This window comes from Pseudomonas qingdaonensis, assembly GCF_018398475.1.
Taxonomy (GTDB): domain Bacteria; phylum Pseudomonadota; class Gammaproteobacteria; order Pseudomonadales; family Pseudomonadaceae; genus Aquipseudomonas; species Aquipseudomonas palmensis.
The window spans coordinates 445,658-461,392 of sequence record NZ_CP074676.1 but is presented as its reverse complement, the minus strand read 5'-3'; the positions used below and the strand labels follow the sequence as shown (position 1 = coordinate 461,392).

At 65.1% G+C, this 15,735-nt stretch carries 13 protein-coding genes and 1 pseudogene; 4 read left to right on the top strand and 10 right to left on the bottom strand.

Features of this window, described 5'->3' with window-relative positions; all coding sequences use genetic code 11:
• The first annotated feature begins 112 nt into the window (after positions 1-112).
• On the top strand, positions 113-2,293 hold the full coding sequence (yccS, locus tag KH389_RS02155; RefSeq protein ID WP_043863622.1) for a YccS family putative transporter: 2,181 nt from the start codon (positions 113-115) through the stop codon (positions 2,291-2,293).
• On the opposite strand, the gene KH389_RS02150 is transcribed toward yccS, so the two are convergent.
• A complete protein-coding gene (locus KH389_RS02150; RefSeq protein ID WP_213606800.1) occupies positions 2,294-3,031 on the bottom strand; it encodes a substrate-binding periplasmic protein in 738 nt (245 codons plus the stop codon).
• Between the two features lie 242 nt (positions 3,032-3,273).
• On the opposite strand from KH389_RS02150, the gene KH389_RS02145 reads away from it, so the two are divergent.
• On the top strand, positions 3,274-3,726 hold the full coding sequence (locus tag KH389_RS02145; protein ID WP_043863592.1) for a GNAT family N-acetyltransferase: 453 nt from the start codon (positions 3,274-3,276) through the stop codon (positions 3,724-3,726).
• Between the two features lie 68 nt (positions 3,727-3,794).
• Here KH389_RS02145 and KH389_RS02140 read toward each other — a convergent pair whose 3' ends face one another.
• From KH389_RS02140 to tkt, 9 genes and pseudogenes are all read right to left on the bottom strand, one after another.
• Complete coding sequence (locus KH389_RS02140) at positions 3,795-4,091, bottom strand: winged helix-turn-helix domain-containing protein (RefSeq protein WP_043863593.1); 297 nt, start codon at positions 4,089-4,091, stop codon at positions 3,795-3,797.
• Positions 4,092-4,108: 17 nt separating this feature from the next.
• Positions 4,109-4,609, bottom strand: a complete 501-nt coding sequence (locus tag KH389_RS02135) for a YgjP-like metallopeptidase domain-containing protein (RefSeq protein ID WP_043863594.1) — start codon at positions 4,607-4,609, stop codon at positions 4,109-4,111.
• Positions 4,610-4,670: 61 nt separating this feature from the next.
• A pseudogene (locus tag KH389_RS02130) lies at positions 4,671-6,779 on the bottom strand (putative bifunctional diguanylate cyclase/phosphodiesterase); the annotation flags it as partial.
• A gap of 266 nt (positions 6,780-7,045) precedes the next feature.
• Positions 7,046-8,110 (bottom strand): class II fructose-bisphosphate aldolase, encoded by a 1,065-nt coding sequence (gene fba / locus KH389_RS02125; RefSeq protein ID WP_043863595.1) that lies wholly within the window; start codon positions 8,108-8,110, stop codon positions 7,046-7,048.
• Positions 8,111-8,210: 100 nt separating this feature from the next.
• The gene (locus tag KH389_RS02120; protein WP_043863596.1) at positions 8,211-8,537 is read right to left on the bottom strand and encodes an MliC family protein; all 327 of its coding nucleotides are present in this window, start codon (positions 8,535-8,537) and stop codon (positions 8,211-8,213) included.
• Positions 8,538-8,588: 51 nt separating this feature from the next.
• Positions 8,589-8,807, bottom strand: coding sequence for a hypothetical protein (locus KH389_RS02115; protein WP_043863597.1), 219 nt, complete (start codon positions 8,805-8,807; stop codon positions 8,589-8,591).
• Positions 8,808-8,839: 32 nt separating this feature from the next.
• Positions 8,840-10,003 (bottom strand): phosphoglycerate kinase, encoded by a 1,164-nt coding sequence (locus KH389_RS02110; RefSeq protein WP_043863598.1) that lies wholly within the window; start codon positions 10,001-10,003, stop codon positions 8,840-8,842.
• Between the two features lie 12 nt (positions 10,004-10,015).
• A complete protein-coding gene (epd, locus tag KH389_RS02105) occupies positions 10,016-11,083 on the bottom strand; it encodes an erythrose-4-phosphate dehydrogenase (RefSeq protein ID WP_043863599.1) in 1,068 nt (355 codons plus the stop codon).
• 150 nt (positions 11,084-11,233) lie between these two features.
• Complete coding sequence (gene tkt / locus KH389_RS02100) at positions 11,234-13,231, bottom strand: transketolase (RefSeq protein WP_043863600.1); 1,998 nt, start codon at positions 13,229-13,231, stop codon at positions 11,234-11,236.
• A 257-nt stretch (positions 13,232-13,488) separates the two neighbouring features.
• Between tkt and KH389_RS02095 the strand changes: the two genes are divergently transcribed.
• Both KH389_RS02095 and metK read left to right on the top strand, forming a co-directional pair.
• Positions 13,489-14,484 carry an ArsR/SmtB family transcription factor gene (locus KH389_RS02095; protein ID WP_043863601.1) on the top strand — a complete coding sequence of 332 codons (996 nt, stop codon included), beginning with the start codon at positions 13,489-13,491 and terminating at the stop codon, positions 14,482-14,484.
• A gap of 19 nt (positions 14,485-14,503) precedes the next feature.
• Positions 14,504-15,694 (top strand): methionine adenosyltransferase, encoded by a 1,191-nt coding sequence (gene metK / locus KH389_RS02090; protein WP_058541623.1) that lies wholly within the window; start codon positions 14,504-14,506, stop codon positions 15,692-15,694.
• Positions 15,695-15,735 lie beyond the last annotated feature (41 nt).

Below are 15,735 nucleotides of genomic sequence, written 5' to 3'. Positions count from 1 at the left end.
TAGAATCGCGCATCACGGAACAAATTTTGCTGGTACGTGACCACGGTGACAGTTCGCTGCCACCGTGACCGGCTCAATTTCGATCATCGCCAAGCAGGCCTGCCGCCCTATCATGTCATCGTCTTCCTTGCGTCACTCGCTGCGTCGTTTGTGGGCCCTGGACAAGTTCAGCTACAGCATCCGGGTATTGATCGCGCTGACCGGCAGCATGGCGCTGTGCTGGTACCAGGACGAGATGGGGCTGCTGATCCCGCTGTTCCTGGGCATCATCGCCAGCGCCCTGGCCGAGACCGACGACAGCTGGCAGGGCCGGCTCAACGCCCTGGCCGTGACCCTGGTGTGCTTCACCGTCGCTGCGCTGTCGGTGGAGCTGCTGTTCCCCTACCCGATCCTCTTCGGCTGCGCCCTGGCGCTGGCGGCGTTCGCGCTGACCATGCTCGGCGCGCTGGGCGAGCGCTACGGCGCCATCGCCTCGGCCACACTGATCCTGTCGGTGTACACCATGATCGGCGTGGACCAGCGCGGCGGCCAGGTCACCGACTTCTGGCACGAGCCCTTGCTGCTGGTGGCAGGCGCCGCCTGGTACGGATTGCTGTCGGTGCTGTGGCAGGCGCTGTTCTCCAACCAGCCGGTGCAGCAGAGCCTGGCGCGGCTGTTTCGCGAACTGGGCCGCTACCTCAAGCTCAAGGCCACCCTGTTCGAGCCCATCCGCCAGCTGGACGTGGAGGCCCGCCGCCTGGAACTGGCCCAGCAGAACGGCAAGGTGGTGGCCGCCCTCAACGCCGCCAAGGAAATCATCCTGCACCGCGTGGGCAATGGCCGCCCCGGCTCCAAGGTGAGCCGCTACCTGAAGCTGTACTTTCTGGCCCAGGACATCCACGAGCGCGCCAGTTCCTCGCACTACCCCTACAACGCTCTCACCGAGGCGTTCTTCCACAGCGACGTGCTGTTTCGCTGCCAACGCCTGCTGCGCCAGCAGGGCAAGGCGTGCGTGCAGTTGTCCGAGTCGATCCAGCTGCGCCAGCCGTTCGTCTACGACACCAGCTTCGCCGCCGCACTGGAAGACCTGCACGCCTCGCTCGAGCACCTGCGCATCCAGAGCAACCCGGCCTGGCGTGGCCTGCTGCGCTCGCTGCGGGCGCTGGCGGCGAACCTGGCAACCCTCGACCGCCTGCTCGGCGATGCCAGCAACCCCGACAACCTGGCCGACAACAGCGACTCGAGCCTGCTCGACCGTTCGCCGCGCAGCCTCAAGGATGTGTGGAGCCGCCTGCGCCAGCACCTCACGCCGACCTCGCTGATCTTTCGCCACGCCCTGCGCCTGCCGCTGGCGCTGTCGATCGGCTACGGCATGGTGCACCTGATCCACCCCACCCAGGGCTACTGGATCATCCTCACCACGCTGTTCGTGTGCCAGCCCAGCTATGGCGCCACCCGGCGCAAGCTGGTGCAGCGGATCATCGGCACCGCCATCGGCCTGACCGTGGGCTGGGCGCTGTTCGACCTGTTCCCCAGCGCGATCATCCAGTCGCTGTTCGCGGTGGCCGCCGGGGTGGTGTTCTTCGTCAACCGCACCACCCGCTACACCCTGGCCACGGCGGCGATCACGCTGATGGTGCTGTTCTGCTTCAACCAGATCGGCGACGGCTACGGTCTGTTCCTGCCGCGCCTGTTCGACACCCTGGTGGGCAGCCTGATCGCGATCCTGGCGGTGTTCCTGTTCCTGCCCGACTGGCAGGGCCGTCGGCTGAACAAGGTGCTGGCCAACACCCTGAGCTGCAACAGCACCTACCTGCGCCAGATCATGCAGCAGTACGCCCAGGGCAAGAGCGACGACCTGGCCTACCGCCTGGCCCGGCGCAACGCGCACAACGCCGACGCGGCGCTGTCGACCACGCTGGCCAACATGCTCATGGAGCCGGGGCATTTTCGCAAAGAGGCCGACGTGGGCTTTCGCTTCCTGGTGCTCTCGCACACCCTGCTCAGCTACCTCTCCGGGCTGGGTGCACACCGTGACAGCGCACTGGCACCCGAAGCCCACGAGCAGTTGATCGACGGCGCGGGTGCCAGCCTGGCCGCCAGCCTCGACGAAATCGCCACTGGCCTTGCCAGCAAGACCCCGGTGGCGATCCACAGCGACGCCGAGGAAGCCCTGGCGGCGAGCCTTGAGCAGATGCCCGAGGAAATGGACGAGAACCAGCGCCTGGTGCAGACCCAGCTGGCACTGATCTGCCGCCAGCTGGGCCCGCTGCGCACCCTGGCCGCGCACCTGATCAAGGACACCCCGGCCTGACTACAGGCCGTAGTCCTTGAGCAACCGGGCATAGCTGCCATCGGCCTTCATGGCGGCGATGGCCTTGTCGAAGCCGGCCACGATCTGGGCATGCTGCGGATGCCTGAGGCTGACCAGGATGTGCAGGCTGTTCTCGCTCACCGGCTTGCCGAAGAACTGCACGCGGTTGCGCACGTCCGCGCTTTCACGCTGCAGGTAGTAGCGCGCCACGTATTCGTCCTCCAGGGTCAGGCGCACCCGCCCGGCAGCCAGCATGCCCACCGCCACCGAAAAGTCGCGCACCGGCACCTTCTGCAGACGCCCATCATTGTCGAATTCGGCCGCATAGGCATAGTCGCGCACCACCGCGATGGCGTGCGGGTAGAGATCGCTCAGGGTATCGAAACGCAGTACGTCGCCCTTGCGCTTGAGCAGCCGCACGCGGTTGCTCAGGTAGCCCTGGGAGAAGGCCCCGATGCGGGTACGCGCATCGCTCTGCCAGGCGTTGATCAGCACATCGTAGCGGCCCTCGCCGATGCCCCGCAGCGCGCGCGCCCACGGCGCCTGCTCGAACTCGCTGGCAAACCCGGCACGCTCCAGGGCGGTGGTGACAAGGGCGGTGGCCAGCCCGCCCCTGGGTAGGCGGGCGTCGGTGAAGGGGGGCCAGGCATCGGCCACCAGCCGCAGTTTTTCGGCCTGGGCCGACTGGGCACAGAGCAGCAATCCAAGCAAACCCAAGGCTCGAAGCAGTGGCCGCATGCTCAAATCCCTTAGCGGATCGGGTCCGCGTTCTTGTTGAATGGCATGAGATTTCTGTTGGCGCAAAGCTAGGCTGCACGGCCAGATTACACAAAGATTCCGGTATCGGGCAGTGCCAGGTGATAGCTAATTGCCTCTATTTTTGCCGATTCCGCGCCGACTTGATCCATGGCAATTCGCGACCTTCGCCCTGAGGTGCTCGGCGTGGTTATGATCGGGGCATTACACAGGAGAGAAACGCGATGAGCATCGACTGGATCTGCAAGCATCACACCGACCTTGGCAAGCAACAGCTGTACGCGCTGCTGACGCTGCGCATCGAGGTGTTCGTGGTGGAGCAGAAATGCCCGTACCTGGAAATCGATGGCCAGGACCTGGAGGGCGACACCTGCCACCTGATGGCCTGGCGCGATGGCGAGCTGGTGGCGTACCTGCGTCTGCTGGACCCCGAGTCACAGGGCGGCGACGTGGTGATCGGGCGGGTGGTGATTGCGCCGTCGGCGCGGGGCGAGGGGCTGGGGCATGCACTGATGGTGCAGGGGCTGGCGCAGGCCGAGAAGCACTGGCCAGGGGTGCCGGTGTACCTGTCCGCACAGGCGCACCTGCAGGCCTACTATGCGCGGCACGGGTTCGAGGTGGCCGGGGAGGCGTATCTGGAGGATGGCATCCCGCACATCGGCATGCGCCGGGGCTAGACGCTTCGCCGGCAAGGCCGGCTCCTACAGGGGTAGGTGCAGGGGCCGGGCTTGCCGGCGGTGGGGCTTCAGGGGTAGCCCAGCACCTGGCGGATACTGCGCAGATGCTGGGTGATCCACTGCTTGTCGATAGCGCCCCAGTCACGTATCCGGTAATGCCCGGCATGGTTGCGCGCACCTTCCTGCTGCTCGAACTCGCACACGATGTCCAGGTCGGCCAGCGCCGCGATGGTGTCCTGCGCCGTGCGCCGCGGCATGCCGGTGGCCTCCATCAGCGCCGGCACGCTGCTGGCGGTACGGCTGTCGATCAGCCACGCCACGTACAGGCGACGATAGAAACTGGTCTTGGTCTTGCTCACTTCCATTGGCAATTCCCTTTCGCTCACTGGGCGCCGGACAGGTCGCGCCAGGTCAGGTAGATGCGCAGGTCGAACTCCAGTTGATGGTAGCCCGGCTGCATGTATTCGCAGAGTTGGTAGAACGCCTTGTTGTGGTCGCTCTCCTTGAGGTGCGCCAGTTCGTGCACCACGATCATCTTCAGAAACTGCGGCGCCGCGTCCTTGAACAGCGAGGCGATGCGGATTTCCTTCTTGGCCTTGAGCTTGCCGCCCTGCACGCGCGATACCGCGGTGTGCAGGCCCAGCGCGCGGTGGGTGAGATCGAGGCGATTGTCGAACAGCACCTTGTCCAGGTTCGGCGCATTGCGCAGGTGCTCCTGCTTCAGGGCCTGGGCATAGGCATACAGCGCCTTGTCGCTCTGTACCGCATGGCGCTCGGGGTAGCGCTGGCGCAGGTAGTCACCCAGACGGTTCTGGGCAATCATCTGGCGCACCTGGTCTTGCAGGGCAGGCGGATAGGCTTGCAGGTACTTGAGTACGGTCATGGGCACGGGGCATTGCAGGCAAAGGCGTCAGTGTACTCAATTCCCCGGCCGCCTCGTTGCGCCAGTCGAAAAAAGCCGGGAAATCACCGGCGCGCTGCGCCGTCAGGGGCCGTGCCACCAGAAAGCCCTGGGCATAGGCGCAACCGTTTGCCTGCAGCCACTGCGCCTGCTCCCGCGTCTCGACGCCCTCGGCCACCACACACACGCCATAGTCGCGGCACAGGCCGATGACACTGCGGACCAGCGCCGCGTCCGCCGCCGAACCGGGCAGGCGCGCCACCAGGTGCCGGTCGAGCTTGAGCGTGTCGATGGGCAGGTCGCGCAGCAGGCGCAGCGAGCACTCTCCGGCGCCGAAATCGTCCAGCGCCACTCGCACGCCCAGCTCGCGCAGCCTGCGCAACTGACGCAGCGCGATGTCGAGGTTGGCGGCCAGCGAGGTTTCCGCCACCTCCACCTCAAGCTGGGCCGGGCGCAGGCCATGGCTGGCGATCACCCGCCCCAGTTCCTCGACCAGGTTGGGCATGGCGAACTGCACGCGGCTGAGGCTGATGCTCAGCACCAGGTCCGGCTCGAACCGAGCCTCCCAGGCGCGCCGCTGCGCCGCACCCTGGGTGTAGATCCAGCTGGCCAGCCGCGAGACCAGCCTGGCCTCCTCCAGCAACGGCAGGAACAACCCCGGCGGCACATCGCCGACACTGGGGTGCTGCCAGCGCAACAACGCCTCGAACCCGCGCAGGCGACCATCGGCAAACGCCACCTGCGGCTGATACACCAGGCTGAAGTCGTGCCGCTCGATCGCATCGCGCACACTGTCTTCGAGCATCAGGCGCGAGCGAGCACGACCGTTGAGCTCCTGGTCGTAGTAGCGGTACTGCTGGCGACCGGCCTGCTTGGCGGCATACATGGCCGCGTCCGCCGCACGCAGCAGGCCGTCCAGGTGCGGCCCGCAGTCGGAGTAGGTGGCGATGCCGATGCTCACGCCAAGCGTCACCTCCAGGCCGTCGATCTGCTGGCAGATGGACATGCGCTCGATCAGCTTTTCGGCAAAGCGCGCCGCCTGCTCCGGGTATTCCAGGGTATCGAGCAAGGCCGTGAACTCGTCGCCGCCCATACGCCCGAGGATCGCGTAGGCACCCAGGCATTCCTTGAGCTGTTCGCCCACCCAGTGCAGCACGCGGTCGCCGGCCGCATGGCCGAGCGAGTCGTTGATCCGTTTGAAACCGTCAAGGTCCATGTACATCAGGGCCTGGGCCTTGTCGGAATGCTCGCTGCGCAGCAGCGCAGCTTCGGCGGCCTGACAGAACCCGCGGCGGTTGAGCAGCCCGGTCAGCGGGTCGGTCACGGCCTGGAACTCCAACTGCTGGTGCAGGTTGCGCACCACCGACATGTCCAGCACCGTCACCACCATCGCCCGCTGCTCGCCGGGCAGCGCCGCGCACGACAACGCCACCGGCAGCGGCAACCCGGAGGCGGTGAGCAGCACGGCGTCGTGCAGGCGGTAGATGTCGCGCTCCTGGTAGGCCTGGTAGAACGCCGAGTCGCGCCACCGGGTTGGCACGGGCGACTGCACGAAGCCCAGCAGGTCTGCGCCCTGCAATTGCTCCACCGGGGCCTGGAGCAGGCGCGAGATGGCCGGGTTGGCAAAGCGGATGCGACCGTCCTCGGCCACCACGAGGATGCCTTCGGCGGCGTTGTCCAGCACCGAGGCGTTGAATGCGCGCTCGGCCTCCAGGTCGCGGCTCAGGCGCTGCAAGGCACGCCGGTTGCGCTGCTGGTCGAGCAGGGCCTGGACCTTGGGCTTGAGAATGTGCGGGTCGAATGGCTTGAACAGGTAGTCCACCGCGCCACTGGCATAGCCCTTGAGCACGGCCGCCTGGGACTGTTCGTTGGCGGTCAGGAAGATGATCGGGGTCAGGCAGGTGCGCTGGCTACCGCGCATCAGGCGCGCGACTTCGAAGCCGTCCATACCGGGCATCTGCACATCCAGCAGCACCAGGTCCACCTCATGCTCGAGCAGCGTGCTCAGGGCTTCGGTACCGGAGCTTGCGGTCAGCACATGCCAGTCCTCACGCGCAAGCAAGGCTTGCAGGCTGATCAGGTTTTCCGGGTAGTCATCGACGATCAGTAAAACCGAACCGCTGTCGTGAGTGTGAGGGTGCGCGCAATCCATGCTGCTTCTCTTGTGTAACGACGCCAGATTCCGGATGGAACTTGAGGCTTTACTCTAGACCTGGCTGAAACAAATCTGAAGTCAGCACATTGGCATCATCGGTATAAACAAAGTGTTGCCCGACTAACGGTCTGTCGCGTTGGGCCAGATCCGGTGTCCGTGGCGGCCCCGCAGCCGAAAACCCCCGGTTCCGGCCGGTGAAGCAGGCCGCACGGGCACAAAAAAAAACCCGCATCGCTGCGGGTTTTTCGTACAACCAACCAGGCTTAGTTGACCTTGGCGGCCAGCTCGCCCTTGGCATAGCGCTGGAACATCGCTTCGAGGGAGATCGGCTTGATCTTCGAGGCGTTGCCGGCGGTGCCGAAGGCTTCGTAGCGAGCGATGCACACGTCGCGCATGGCCTTGACGGTTTCACCGAAGAACTTGCGCGGGTCGAACTCGCTCGGGTTGGTGGCCATCAGGCGGCGCATGGCACCGGTGGACGCCAGGCGCAGGTCGGTGTCGATGTTGACCTTGCGCACGCCGTACTTGATGCCTTCGACGATTTCTTCAACCGGTACGCCGTAGGTTTCCTTGATGTCGCCACCGTACTGGTTGATGATCGCCAGCCACTCCTGCGGCACCGAAGACGAACCGTGCATCACCAGGTGAGTGTTGGGGATGCGCTTGTGGATCTCCTTGATGCGGTCGATCGCCAGCACGTCGCCGGTAGGCGGCTTGGTGAACTTGTAGGCGCCGTGGCTGGTGCCGATGGCGATGGCCAGGGCATCGACCTGGGTACGCTTGACGAAATCGGCGGCTTCTTCAGGGTCGGTCAGCATCTGGCTGTGATCCAGCACGCCTTCGGCGCCGATGCCGTCTTCTTCACCGGCCATGCCGGTTTCCAGCGAACCCAGGCAGCCTAGCTCGCCCTCTACCGAAACGCCGCAGGCGTGGGCCATGGCCACGGTCTGCTGGGTGACACGCACGTTGTAGTCGTAGTCGGTCGGGGTCTTGCCGTCTTCGCCCAGCGAGCCGTCCATCATCACCGAGCTGAAGCCCAGCTGGATCGAACGCTGGCACACGTCAGGGCTGGTGCCGTGGTCCTGGTGCATGCACACCGGGATGTGCGGGAATTCTTCGATCGCCGCCAGGATCAGGTGGCGCAGGAACGGCGCACCGGCGTATTTGCGGGCACCGGCCGAGGCCTGGACAATCACCGGGGAGTCGGTCTTGTCGGCGGCTTCCATGATGGCGCGCATTTGCTCGAGGTTGTTGACGTTGAAAGCCGGAACGCCGTAGCCGAATTCGGCGGCGTGGTCCAGCATCTGGCGCATGCTAATGAGTGCCATTGTGTATCTCTCTCCCGACAAGCGTCGTTTTTCGTGCAAGCCTGCCGCAGCGGCGGTTGCTATTCAAGTAGTGTGGGCCGACAGCGGTCGGCCCGGCCAGTCACGGTGCCTTGCAGCCCCGCCCTATCAAATCGTTGGTCGCTACCCAGTACACCAGGCCTTCATCGCCCTTGGTGTGCAGGGCCAGCACGCCATCGCTGTACAGCGCACCCGATGCACCGGGCTCCGGCTTGAGCCGGTAGACCTGATCGCCGCCACCAAGGCGTACATCCACCTCTTCCTGGCTGGCATCGGCAAACCGCCACAGCACCTCGGCCTGACTGTCACAGACCCAGCGGGTCCAGTTGTCGGTCGGGGCCGGGGTTGGCTTGAGGCTTGCGCAACCTGCCATCAGAACCAGGGCCATCAGGGCTACAACGCTTTTCATCGAATATCCTCTAGAAGACCACGAACCGGCCAACAGGTTGCCTCGAACCGATCAAGGGCAACCCGGGGCCTGGCGCTGGTGTTCCTCGTCATACTTCTCCAGCCCGTCCGGGCCGAGCCTCTTGTTGATCACCGGGACGGTCTCTGCCTGCCACTGCGACTGGTAGCAACCGCCCTTCGGCTTGCCGGGGGCATCCGCCGCAGGCTCCGGGCTGCCAGCGCAGGCGCTGAGCAGACCGGCCAGGATAAACACAGGCAACCGCTTGACCATCAGGCCACACTCCCTTTGCCAGGCTGAGCGAGTCAGGCCTTGGCCCGTTGTTCCAGCACGTCCACCGCCGGCAGCACCTTGCCCTCGACGAACTCGAGGAATGCACCGCCACCGGTAGAAATGTAGGAGATCTGGCTGGCCACGCCATATTTGTCGATGGCCGCCAGGGTGTCGCCACCGCCGGCAATCGAGAACGCGGCGCTGTCGGCGATGGCCTTGGCCAGGGTCCTGGTGCCGTTGCCGAACTGGTCGAACTCGAACACGCCCACCGGGCCGTTCCACAGGATGGTCTTGGACGACTTCAGCAGCTCGGCGAACTGTTCGGCGGTCTGCGGGCCGATGTCCAGGATCATGTCGTCCTCGGCCACCTCGCCCACCAGCTTGACGGTAGCCGTGGCGCTTTCGGCAAATTCCTTGGCCACCACCACGTCCACCGGCAGCGGCACGTTGACCTTGGCCGCGATGGCCTTGGCGGTGTCGATCAGGTCGGCTTCGTACAGCGACTTGCCCACCGGGTGGCCGGCAGCGGCCAGGAAAGTGTTGGCAATGCCGCCACCGACGATCAGCAGGTCGCACACCTGGCTCAGGCTGTTGAGCACGTCCAGCTTGGTCGATACCTTGGAACCGGCGACGATGGCGGCCATCGGCTTGGCCGGGGCCTTCAGCGCCTTGCCCAGTGCATCCAGTTCGGCGGCCAGCAGCGGACCGGCAGCGGCGACCTTGGCGAACTTGGCCACGCCGTGGGTCGAGCCCTCGGCACGGTGGGCGGTACCGAAGGCGTCCATCACGAACACGTCGCACAGGGCGGCGTATTGCTGGGCCAGTTCGTCCGCGTTCTTTTTCTCGCCCTTGTTGAAGCGCACGTTCTCGAACAGCACGATGTCGCCGGCCTTCACGTCCACGCCGCCCAGGTAGTCGGCCACCAGCGGCACCTCACGGCCCAGCGCCTTGCTCAGGTAGTCGGCCACCGGCTTGAGGCTGTTCTCGGCCGAGAACTCGCCTTCGGTCGGGCGCCCCAGGTGCGAGCAGACCATCACGGCCGCGCCCTTCTCCAGGGCCAGCTTGATGGTCGGCAGCGAGGCCAGGATGCGCGCGTCGCTGCTGACCACACCGTCCTTCACAGGCACGTTGAGGTCTTCGCGGATCAGTACGCGCTTACCTTGCAGATCGAGGTCGGTCATCTTCAAAACGGTCATGAATGCAGTCCTTCAGGGCTGTTTGCGAGTGGTGCTGGTTGAGTCCACGACGCGCAGAAAATGTTCGGCGACGTCGAGCATGCGGTTGGCGAACCCCCATTCGTTGTCGAACCAGGCCAGCAGGTTCACCAGGCGGGGGCCGCAAACGCGGGTCTGGCTGGCATCGACGATGGCCGAATGTGGGTCATGGTTGAAATCACAGCTGGCGTGGGGCAGTTCGGTGTAGGCCAGCAACCCCTTGAGCGGGCCACTCAGGGCCGCTTCACGCAGCACCTGGTTGACTTCGGCCGCGGTGGTATCGCGGGCGGTCTGCAGGGTGATGTCCAGGCACGACACGTTCACCGTCGGCACGCGTACCGCTTTGGCCTGGATTCGCCCGGCAAGTTCCGGCAGCAGGCGTTCGATACCCCGCGCGAGCCCGGTAGACACCGGAATCACCGACTGGAACGCCGAACGGGTGCGGCGCAGGTCTTCGTGGTGGTAGGCATCGATCACCGGCTGGTCGTTCATTGCAGAGTGGATGGTGGTGATCTGCACGTACTCGATGCCGAAGGCCTGGTCGAGCACACGCAGCAGCGGCACGCCGCAGTTGGTGGTGCAGGAGGCGTTGGATACCAGCCGTTCGCCGCCTTCAAGGCAATCCTGGTTGATGCCGTAGACAACGGTGGCGTCGACATCCGCCTCGCTGGCCATCGGCTGGGAAAACAGCACCCGTGGTGCGCCGGCGTCGAGGAAACGCTGGCCGTCGGCGCGGGTGTTGTAGGCCCCGGAGCATTCGAGCACCAGGTCGACGTCGAGCGCGGCCCAGTCGATGCCTTCGGGGGTGGCGCTGCGCAGTACTTTGACGCAGTCGCCATTGATATGCAGACAATCGCCGTCGACCCTGACCTCACCGGGAAAGCGCCCGTGGGTGGAGTCGAAGCGTGTCAGGTATTCGAGGCTGGCCTGATCGGCCAGGTCGTTCAGTGCAACGATCTCGAAGCCCGCGCTGGCCCCCCGTTCAAAGAGTGCGCGCAGGACGCAACGACCGATGCGGCCGTAGCCGTTGAGTGCAACTTTGTAGGGACGCGGTTGGGGCATGGGATGCTCACGGAACAGAATGTTATCTGCAACCTGCAGGAACCGAGTCGCGGCAATCGCGGGTCAAGCCCGCTCCCACAAGGACACTCGTGATCCCTGTGGGAGCGGGCTTGACCCGCGATGGGTTCAACGCCGCTCCAACTGGTTTTATCAGTCTTCCAGCAGCTCTTCAGCCGTACCCAGGATGTTTTCCAGGGTGAAGCCGAACTCTTCGAACAGTGCCGAAGCCGGCGCCGACTCACCGTAGGTGGTCATGCCGATGACGCGGCCTTCCAGGCCCACGTACTTGTACCAGAAGTCGGCGTGGGCAGCTTCGATGGCAATCCGCGCGCCCACCTGCAGTGGCAGAACCGACTGCTTGTAGCTGGCGTCCTGGGCATCGAACACGCTGGTGCATGGCATCGATACCACGCGCACCTTGCGGCCCTGCTCGGTCAGCTTGTCGAACGCCTGCACTGCCAGGCCCACTTCGGAACCGGTGGCGATCAGGATCAGCTCAGGCTCGCCTGCGCAGTCCTTGAGCACGTAGCCACCACGGCTGATGTCGGCGATCTGGCCGGCGTCGCGGGTTTGGTGCTGCAGGTTCTGACGCGAGAAGATCAGCGCCGAAGGGCCGTCCTTGCGCTCCAGGGCGTGCTTCCAGCTCACGGCCGATTCGACCGCGTCGGCCGGACGCCAGGTGTCCAGGTTCGGCGTGGTACGCAGGCTGGTCAGCTGCTCGATCGGCTGGTGAGTCGGGCCGTCTTCGCCCAGGCCGATGGAGTCGTGGGTGTAGACGTGGATCACGCGCTGTTTCATCAGGGCCGACATGCGCACGGCATTGCGGGCGTATTCCATGAACATCAGGAAGGTCGCGCCGTAAGGCACCAGGCCGCCGTGCAGGGCAACGCCGTTCATGATGGCGGTCATGCCGAACTCGCGCACGCCGTAGTACATGTAGTTGCCGCTGGCATCTTCGGCGCTGACGCCCTTGCAACCCTTCCACAGGGTCAGGTTGGAGCCGGCGAGGTCCGCCGAGCCACCGAGGAACTCCGGCAGCAGCGGGCCGAAGGCGTTCAGGGTGTTCTGGCTGGCCTTGCGGCTGGCGATGCTTTCGCCCTTGGCGTCCACTTCGGCGATGTAGGCGGCAGCCTTCTCGGCGAAGTCGGCTGGCAGTTCGCCGCTCAGGCGACGCTTGAGTTCGCTGGCCAGTTCAGGGAAGGCTGCGGCGTAGGCAGCAAAGCGCTGGTCCCAGGCGGCTTCGGCGGCGGCGCCGGCCTGCTTGGCATCCCACTCGGCATAGATGTCGGCCGGGATTTCGAACGGGCCGTGGTTCCAGTTCAGGGCCTGGCGGGTCAGGGCGATTTCGGCATCGCCCAGTGGCGCGCCGTGGCAGTCTTCCTTGCCGCCCTTGTTCGGCGAACCGAAGCCGATGGTGGTCTTGCAGCAGATCAGGGTCGGCTGCGCGCTCTTGCGCGCGGTCTCGATGGCGGTCTTGATCTCTTCTGGGTCGTGACCGTCGACATTGCGGATCACCTGCCAGTGGTAGGCTTCGAAACGCTTCGGCGTGTCGTCGGTGAACCAGCCTTCGACTTCGCCGTCGATGGAGATACCGTTGTCGTCGTAGAAGGCGATCAGCTTGCCCAGGCCCAGGGTACCGGCCAGTGCAGCAACTTCGTGGGAAATGCCTTCCATCATGCAGCCATCACCCAGGAACACATAGGTGTGGTGGTCGACGACGTCGTGGCCTGGACGGTTGAACTGGGCGCCCAGCACTTTTTCGGCCAGGGCAAAGCCCACGGCGTTGGCCAGACCCTGGCCCAGCGGGCCGGTGGTGGTCTCGACGCCTGGGGTGTAGCCGAATTCCGGGTGGCCCGGGGTGCGGCTGTGCAGTTGACGGAACGCCTTGAGGTCGTCGATCGACAGGTCGTAGCCGGTCAGGTGCAGCAGCGAGTAGATCAGCATCGAGCCGTGGCCGTTGGACAGCACGAAGCGGTCACGGTCGGCGAAGTGCGGGTTGCTCGGGTTGTGCTTCAAGAAGTCACGCCAAAGAACCTCGGCGATATCCGCCATGCCCATCGGGGCACCGGGATGGCCGCTGTTGGCTTTTTGCACGGCATCCATGCTGAGGGCACGAATGGCGTTGGCACGCTCACGACGGCTGGGCATCGCTTGTCTCCTGGGGGGCTTGAATATTAACGAACGGAAAAAGGCGGCCATTTTCGCCCAGGCACGTGCCCGGGGGCAATCACGGATGGTCGATGAGGGACGTTTTTAGTGCGATTGAGCGACTAATCCCGTGTTGCGCCGACAAAACGGCAGAAATTGTCGCCCGCCATGCCGGGCCGGGCCCGCCCATCGAGCAATATCAAAACTTTTTGATATAGAACTTGCGAGGCCGCTGCACGCTGACTAGACTGCCGCCCATGAACCTTCACGCCCCCTCCATCGACCCCGAGCAAAGCGACGCGCTGGCTGCCCTGTGCAAGGCCGGCGGCGACCCGCTGCGGCTGAACGTGCTGCGCGCGCTGGCCAGCGATTCGTTCGGGGTGCTGGAGCTGGCGCAGATCTTCGCCATCGGCCAGTCGGGCATGAGCCACCATCTCAAGGTACTGGCCCAGGCCGACCTGGTGGCCACCCGGCGCGAAGGCAACGCGATCTTCTATCGCCGCGCACTGCCCGACAGCCAGCGCCTGGGCGGCAAGCTGCACGGGGCGCTGCTGGAGGAGGTCGACGCGCTGGAACTGCCGGCCGAGGTGCAGGCGCGCATCGGCCAGGTGCAGGTGCGCCGGGCCGCCACCAGCCAGGACTTCTTCCTGCGTGTGGAAGAGAAGTTCCGCGCCCAGCAGGATCTGATCGCCGGCCTGGCGCAGTACCGCGAAAGCCTGCTGGCGCTGCTCGACAAGCTCAGCTTCGACCCGCTGGCCAGCGCCCTGGAGGTCGGCCCCGGCGATGGCGAGTTTCTGCCCGAACTGGCGCGGCGCTTCACCCACGTCACCGCCCTGGACAACAGCCCGACCATGCTCGAGCTGGCGCGCCAGGTGTGCCAGCGCGAGCGCCTGGCTAACGTAACCCTGCTGTTGGCCGATGCCCTGCATGCAACGGATGTACAGGCCGACTGCGTGGTGCTGAACATGGTGCTGCACCATTTCAGCGAGCCTGCCCAGGCCCTCGGGCACCTGGCCAAGCGTGTCAGACCAGGCGGAAGCCTGTTGGTAACAGAACTGTGCAGCCACGACCAGAGCTGGGCGCGCCAGGCGTGCGGCGATCTCTGGCTGGGCTTTGAACAGGATGATTTGGCCCGTTGGGCCAGCGCCGCGGGGCTGGTTCCCGAGGACAGCCTCTATGTGGGCTTACGTAATGGTTTCCAGATTCAGGTTCGCCACTTTCAGCGACCACCTGGCGACACTCACCATCGGTAAATTTTAGGAACCCGTCGAGATGAGCGAATACTCCCTTTTCACCTCCGAGTCCGTGTCTGAAGGGCATCCGGATAAAATCGCCGACCAGATTTCGGATGCGGTGCTCGACGCCATCATCGCCGAAGACAAGTTCGCCCGCGTGGCGTGCGAGACCCTGGTGAAAACCGGTGTGGCCATCATCGCCGGCGAAGTGACCACTTCGGCCTGGGTCGACCTCGAAGACATCGTGCGCAACGTGATCGTCGACATCGGCTACAACAGCTCCGACGTCGGTTTCGACGGCGCCACCTGCGCGGTGATGAACATCATCGGCAAGCAGTCGGTAGACATCGCCCAGGGCGTTGACCGCAGCAAGCCTGAAGACCAGGGCGCGGGCGACCAGGGCCTGATGTTCGGCTACGCCAGCAACGAAACCCCGGAGCTGATGCCAGCCCCGATCAGCTTCTCGCACCAGCTGGTGCAGCGTCAGGCCGAAGCGCGCAAGTCCGGCCTGTTGCCGTGGCTGCGCCCGGACGCCAAGTCCCAGGTCACCTGCCGCTACGAAGACGGCAAGGTGGTGGGCATCGACGCCATCGTGCTGTCCACCCAGCACAACCCGGACGTGTCCTACGCCGACCTGCGCGAAGGCGTGATGGAGCTGATCGTCAAGCACGTGCTGCCGGCCGAGCTGCTGCACAAGGACACCCAGTTCCACATCAACCCCACCGGCAACTTCATCATCGGTGGCCCGGTGGGCGACTGCGGCCTGACCGGCCGCAAGATCATCGTCGACACCTACGGCGGCATGGCCCGTCACGGGGGTGGCGCTTTCTCCGGCAAGGACCCGTCCAAGGTTGACCGTTCGGCCGCCTACGCCGGTCGCTACGTGGCCAAGAACATCGTTGCCGCTGGCCTGGCCGAGCGCTGCGAAATCCAGGTGTCGTACGCCATCGGCGTGGCCCAGCCGACCTCGATCTCGCTGAACACCTTCGGCACCGGCAAGGTTGCCGACGAGAAGATCATCCAGATCGTGCGCGAGTGTTTCGACCTGCGTCCGTATGCGATCACCACCATGCTCGACCTGCTGCACCCGATGTACCAGGAAACCGCGGCCTACGGTCACTTCGGCCGCACCCCGCAGGTCAAGACCGTGGGCGACGACACCTTCACCACGTTCACCTGGGAACGCACCGACCGTGTCGACGCGCTGCGCGCGGCCGCCGGGCTGTAAGCAACACCCGGTAAACAAGAGCCCCTGCCAGGCGACTGGCA

Coding starts and splice junctions, on each gene's coding strand:
- yccS (WP_043863622.1), top strand. CDS start 113: ATGTCATCGTCTTCCTTGCGTCACTCGCTGCGTCGTTTGTGGGCCCTG.
- KH389_RS02150 (WP_213606800.1), bottom strand. CDS start 3,031: ATGCGGCCACTGCTTCGAGCCTTGGGTTTGCTTGGATTGCTGCTCTGT.
- KH389_RS02145 (WP_043863592.1), top strand. CDS start 3,274: ATGAGCATCGACTGGATCTGCAAGCATCACACCGACCTTGGCAAGCAA.
- KH389_RS02140 (WP_043863593.1), bottom strand. CDS start 4,091: ATGGAAGTGAGCAAGACCAAGACCAGTTTCTATCGTCGCCTGTACGTG.
- KH389_RS02135 (WP_043863594.1), bottom strand. CDS start 4,609: ATGACCGTACTCAAGTACCTGCAAGCCTATCCGCCTGCCCTGCAAGAC.
- fba (WP_043863595.1), bottom strand. CDS start 8,110: ATGGCACTCATTAGCATGCGCCAGATGCTGGACCACGCCGCCGAATTC.
- KH389_RS02120 (WP_043863596.1), bottom strand. CDS start 8,537: ATGAAAAGCGTTGTAGCCCTGATGGCCCTGGTTCTGATGGCAGGTTGC.
- KH389_RS02115 (WP_043863597.1), bottom strand. CDS start 8,807: ATGGTCAAGCGGTTGCCTGTGTTTATCCTGGCCGGTCTGCTCAGCGCC.
- KH389_RS02110 (WP_043863598.1), bottom strand. CDS start 10,003: ATGACCGTTTTGAAGATGACCGACCTCGATCTGCAAGGTAAGCGCGTA.
- epd (WP_043863599.1), bottom strand. CDS start 11,083: ATGCCCCAACCGCGTCCCTACAAAGTTGCACTCAACGGCTACGGCCGC.
- tkt (WP_043863600.1), bottom strand. CDS start 13,231: ATGCCCAGCCGTCGTGAGCGTGCCAACGCCATTCGTGCCCTCAGCATG.
- KH389_RS02095 (WP_043863601.1), top strand. CDS start 13,489: ATGAACCTTCACGCCCCCTCCATCGACCCCGAGCAAAGCGACGCGCTG.
- metK (WP_058541623.1), top strand. CDS start 14,504: ATGAGCGAATACTCCCTTTTCACCTCCGAGTCCGTGTCTGAAGGGCAT.